General features: G+C 59.4%; 5 protein-coding genes and 2 pseudogenes. 2 read left to right on the top strand and 5 right to left on the bottom strand.

What is annotated here, in order from left to right; genetic code table 11:
• Positions 1-216: 216 nt before the first annotated feature.
• Positions 217-369: pseudogene (locus tag NKI05_RS31965) on the bottom strand (transposase); the annotation flags it as partial.
• A 61-nt stretch (positions 370-430) separates the two neighbouring features.
• The gene (locus NKI05_RS31960) at positions 431-1,048 is read right to left on the bottom strand and encodes a DUF2971 domain-containing protein (RefSeq protein ID WP_352794208.1); all 618 of its coding nucleotides are present in this window, start codon (positions 1,046-1,048) and stop codon (positions 431-433) included.
• A gap of 951 nt (positions 1,049-1,999) precedes the next feature.
• Between NKI05_RS31960 and NKI05_RS31955 the strand changes: the two genes are divergently transcribed.
• Positions 2,000-2,248: a hypothetical protein gene (locus NKI05_RS31955; RefSeq protein WP_352794206.1), complete on the top strand. Its 249-nt coding sequence runs from the start codon at positions 2,000-2,002 to the stop codon at positions 2,246-2,248.
• 140 nt (positions 2,249-2,388) lie between these two features.
• On the opposite strand, the pseudogene NKI05_RS31950 reads toward NKI05_RS31955, so the two are convergent.
• Both NKI05_RS31950 and NKI05_RS31945 read right to left on the bottom strand, forming a co-directional pair.
• Positions 2,389-2,784 (bottom strand): annotated as a pseudogene (locus tag NKI05_RS31950) (adenylate/guanylate cyclase domain-containing protein); the annotation flags it as partial.
• Positions 2,785-3,403: 619 nt separating this feature from the next.
• A complete protein-coding gene (locus tag NKI05_RS31945; RefSeq protein ID WP_352504313.1) occupies positions 3,404-3,640 on the bottom strand; it encodes a helix-turn-helix domain-containing protein in 237 nt (78 codons plus the stop codon).
• A 165-nt stretch (positions 3,641-3,805) separates the two neighbouring features.
• On the opposite strand from NKI05_RS31945, the gene NKI05_RS31940 reads away from it, so the two are divergent.
• Positions 3,806-4,318, top strand: a complete 513-nt coding sequence (locus NKI05_RS31940; protein ID WP_352794204.1) for a helix-turn-helix domain-containing protein — start codon at positions 3,806-3,808, stop codon at positions 4,316-4,318.
• A gap of 16 nt (positions 4,319-4,334) precedes the next feature.
• Here the strand turns inward: NKI05_RS31940 and NKI05_RS31935 are convergent.
• The coding region (locus NKI05_RS31935) for a CapA family protein (protein ID WP_352794202.1) at positions 4,335-4,886 on the bottom strand (552 nt) is incomplete at its 5' end.

The raw sequence follows: 4,886 nt of genomic DNA, 5'->3' as shown, positions 1-4,886 counted from the left end.
GATGGAGGCCAACCGATACATCAACATGGACGACCTGCGCGAGCACAAGAAGCTCGCTCTGCGCCAAGCCGCATGACCAGCATCATGGCCGCCCCTTTTTGCAGAACTTGACGCACACAACCTAGCCGTCTGCCGATACGACAGACCTTCCTCCCACATTCGCTCAAGCACCGACAGCCTGAACGCCGCGTCGTAACGACCGTACTTACCAGATAGCCCGGCATCGCCATGCGCCTGGTACAACGCAACCCACTTGCGAACAGTGGCCGCATCAACGCCATGCATCGACGCCGCACTCGCGTAGCTCTCATCCCCGCCTAAATAGCTATCGACAACCGAGCGCTTGAAACTCTCGCCGTGTCTGGACATGCAAAACCCCCGAAGGTTGTGTCCAACTTTCGGGGGTCAGTTCACCTAGCGAGGGGCATTTTCATTGGCGAAGCGGGATGCTGGAGATCACCACTTTAGAAACCGCGTCCGGCACGCCAGCCTCTTCCAATAGAGCGACGGTCGCCGCGCGAAGCTCCTCCGGGAATTGCGTTGGCCCAATGATGATGCGGTTTATAAGCTTCGGCAGCTCGGCTCCCTCGAAATCTTTATCGGGATAATCCTTAAATGGGATGCTATAAACGATTTGCGGCGTCCCACGAATGAGTTCAACGCTCCGCTCAATCAGCTCCGACTTGGAGTATTGCGGCGCATAGATGATCCGCCATTCCTTCTCCTCAGCAAAGCCAGGGTGTTTGGTGCACAGAACCGCCGAGCGAAACGCCTGGAAGAGGTAGGCGAAGAACTCCTTCTTACCCTCTTTCATAAGGAAATCGCGTGTCATCACGATGTTGTCGACAACGCGACTGAACTCTGTGTCGAAGTCCTCCTCAGACAAATATGCCACCGGCGAGGTGAACGCGGAGAGCGCCTCTGAAACCGACAGGAATACCTTTGGATTGACGACCACAGCAACGCCCGAGGGGCCAGCGTAAGCACGCCACATCGAGAGGCGGCCCAGGTCGTCTTCCTTGTTGTCGTGTTCCGACAGACAGGGCAATGAAGGTGTCTTGCTTGAAGAGGGGCGACCACGAATCGAACAGCTTTGCCAGCTCCTCCGAGGTTCCTGGGAACATTCCGTCTATCGTAGACCGCAGCCGGGCACCGCTTTCCCCACGCCACGATTTCACCAAGCAATTCAGTCCATGCTCAATCTCCATAAAATCGTTCATGACCGAAGAGCTGCGCAGCCTTATCCGATTGGACCTGATCATGTGGAAGGCAGCTTCTGAGCTGGAATAGTGGACGAAGCGTAGGAGCCTGTATTTGCACGCCAGGTTAGGATTCGGCGTTTGAACCGTCTTGTGGAGGCTGAGCCCAGCTCTGATCTGCCGCCATGCTAGATCGTGATGACAGAGATTTCCTGTCAGGCGCGTGGAGATCGCCGTCCGCAAGGGAGGCAACCTGAACCAATCGGTGGCTAGGAGCGGAGCAAGAAAGGCGGCAGGTTCAACGGTGGCAACGAACGGCAGCGAACGCGGATTGACGTGCGAGCCGCCGGTTCGCACCTGACCCCGCGGCATCGCCGCCGGCCTGATCCAGGCCGGCGGCGGGTGGGGCCGGGAAAGGGGCGGCCGCTTCCGGGCGCGGTGGGTTATGGTCAAGGCGCGGGTGGTGAAGTTCACGTCTCAGCGTGGCGCTCGCGGTCCGAAACTACACGGCGTTCCATCCGGGCAGTCGATCCGCATCTGCGTTACCTCCAGTACGATGGCGACGCGCGAAGGCGGAAAGAAAGTCTAATCGGCATGGAGGATAATCGCGACCGCGACGAGGGGAGCGCCCTCCGCGAAAAACATCTTCCGCTTCATCGCCCACCCAAGGGCCGCCGAGATGGAGGACCTTCGATCCTTCACCCGCGACCTGATGCGGCAGATCAGAAAGCGATATCGGAACGCGGCTCGACAGGATCGCCGTCGATCATCACAACACCGGACACCCGCATACCCATATCTTGGTGGGCGGCGTCACCGAGCAGTGCAGGCTGCTTAATATCGCCGGCGACTACATCGCCCACGGCATCCGTCACCGCGCCGGCGAACTGGCCACGCTGAAGCTAGGACCGCAGGCCGAGATCAACATTGCCCAGAAGCTGAGGGCCGAGGTGGAGGCCGAACGGCAGACGCGCCTGGACGTAAGAGCAGGACGTTACCGCCTTACCGCCTGTCTCGCGGGGAGCAGCGCTGGAGAGGATTGCGGCTAGATGACGGGTCGCCGCAGGCCACTCGCTTGCCATGCTTTTCCATGACGTCATGGCGCACTATCGCCAGCCCATCGGTTGGTCGTGCTGAAACGCCAATCGGAGCAACTTTAAAGGCCACCGCGACGATCATTTACCAGTCTCCCTGGGGCGACTTGGCACGGCCGCGACGCGATGTTGACGCCATCGCCGAAGATGTCGTCGTCCTCGATAATGATATCTCCAAGGTTGATCCCGATGCGGAACTCGATGCGCCTGTCCGCCGGCACGTTGGCATTGCGCTCACGCATCTTGTGCTGGATTATCGGCGGCGCAGGCCATCGCATTTACCACGCTGGGGAACTCTACCAGCAAGCTGTCGCCGGTCAGCTTGACGATCCTGCCTGATGCTCGGCGATCTTGGCGTCCACCAGTTCGTGGCGGTGCGCCTTAAACGCCGGCAGGGTTCCGCTCTCGTCGCGACCCATGAGCCTGGAGTAGCCGATCACATCGGCCGCGAGGATGGCGGCAAGGCGACGCTGATTGCGTTCTTCGGCCATTGGCAATGCGGCAACCTAGAGGGAAGGAGATCGTGCGGATTGTATGGGCCCTCAGGTGGAGCCCATCACGCCTCTAGGCCGCTATTGGGCTAGCTTCCCAACTTGGTCGCACGCGCCGAAGTCCGCTATCGTACTTCGGACGCCATAAGCAGACCTTCCGAATCCGGTCCCATTTCTGCCGTTCAATGATGTGCTTCGCGACGCAGCTATCCGCCGTTTTCGGCGTCTCGCGCCTTAACACCACGACGTTCTGCATACTCGATCAATGCGAGCTCAATGACAGCGGTTATCGAACGACGTTCGGACTCTGCGAGTTGCTCAGCCAGAGCTAGCACAGATGGGTCCAAACGCGTTGTGAATGGTTTTTTTATCATTGTCACTTTTCGGCTTGAATTTGGCGCAGAAAAAATGCATAACAAAGCACGTGCAATGCACATGCACCGCGCGTGCTACGACCGATCGGGGTGCGGGAACACTTTGATCGGCCTGACCACAACCGCTGTCAGGAGTTCGGATCATGGCTGATTCCGACAATACCACGACTTTGCCTCTCGTCATCCGCAGGGAGGGACTTGTGACAATTGCGATGCGAGAACCTGGCTTTCCGCCAACGGGACATTCAAGCGTGAGGATCTAGGAGCCTTACGCCTTCACCCTTTTGACCAGCGGACAGAAATTCGACACCTGCTTTTGTGAGAGCCGCCTCAATGGCCTGCAACGTGCTGATCCGGGAATCTACCTTGCCGTTTTCCAACCGGGTCAGCGCATTCAGCGACACAATTGCCTTGTCAGCAAGCTCCTGCTGCGACCAACCAAGCAAAGCCCTTGCGGCTCGAATCTGTCGTGGACTGACCATGGGTCCACAATCGGCAGGCAGATTTTCTTTGCCACCTATAGGGTTATTTTGCACCCTATCAGGTATTTCTAGTGGCGATTCGACCTGCAGATCACATCGGTGCGAAGAGCCCGGCGCGTAGCGACAGACTCTCTGTTCGGCTGACTAGTGGAGGATCGAAAGGCCTTGTTGAAACAGCAACGCTCCGTCCTCCTTCGGACGGGGCCGAAGCCAAATATCGACAGAGACCCTCATCCCGCCGATCAGCATGTCGGCAGGCAGATTGCGACGGTTCGCGTCCAGTCCGACGTCTCGCAAGCCCACCTTGCCCGATCCATTGGCATCAGTTTCCAGCAGCTCCAGAAATACGAGAACGCGCGCAATCGCGTGAGCGCGTCGATGCTCTACGAGATCGCCAGTTCGCTCGGCGTTCCTGTCGGCCGCTTCTTTGAAGGCCTGCCGGGAAACGATGAAACCCGCGTCGAGGCGCGGCCCCTGCCGGTCGATGAGCGCCTGGATTTCATTGCCAGCGCGGAGGGTCGGCGACTGATTGAAGGGCTAGTGAAACTTCCGCCGCGTGTGCGCGGTCGCGTCTCGTCCCTGATCGCGGCGTTAGGAGAAGAACTGGCCCTGCTAGACACAAAGGCAGATAGCGAGACGGGCGGCGAGTCCCCGCCGGCGGAATGCAAGACGGTGTGAGCGGTCGGTCGGGCCGTCAGCCGAATTTTCGTGCAGCGGGCAGGGCGATGCGGCCGCAAGTCGGGGACACTTCGATTTCGACGCCGAACGCCCGCGATCGGGTCGCGAATCCCTCGAGTATGTCTCGCGCCGCGCTTCCAGCGACGGCGACGGGTACCAATCTGCCCGTTGCTGATCCGAGAGACTGAGCTTTCGCGCCGATCACGACGGGCAGGAGGTCTATTCCTGCGAGGTTTCCGCTCCCATCATAGCGGCAGGCCGCGACGATGCTTTGCCAGACTTCCGGTGGATCCCATTCGGTTTCCTTCGGGTGGACGTGGAAAAGGAAATTTCCGAGGCCGTAGAAGATCGGCGAGCCATTGTAGATTTCCACTGCCTGCAGCACCGGAGCACCGTGGCTGACGAACAGGTTGGCGCCGGCGTCGATGCACATCCTGGCAAAGGTCTGCACCCAGCGCGGCACGTTCTGCCAACCTGGTTCCCAATGATGGTGGTGCAGATAGGCAATGACGAAATCGCCCTGTGCCGCCGCGTGCCGGATGGCGGCCAGATGGACACTTGCACTCTG

The organism is Mesorhizobium sp. M0771, from assembly GCF_040320155.1.
Lineage (GTDB): Bacteria > Pseudomonadota > Alphaproteobacteria > Rhizobiales > Rhizobiaceae > Mesorhizobium.
Note: the sequence above shows the minus strand (reverse complement) of the source record. Positions and strands in the feature narration are given on the sequence as shown.

Coding starts and splice junctions, on each gene's coding strand:
- NKI05_RS31945 (WP_352504313.1), bottom strand. CDS start 3,640: ATGGTCAGTCCACGACAGATTCGAGCCGCAAGGGCTTTGCTTGGTTGG.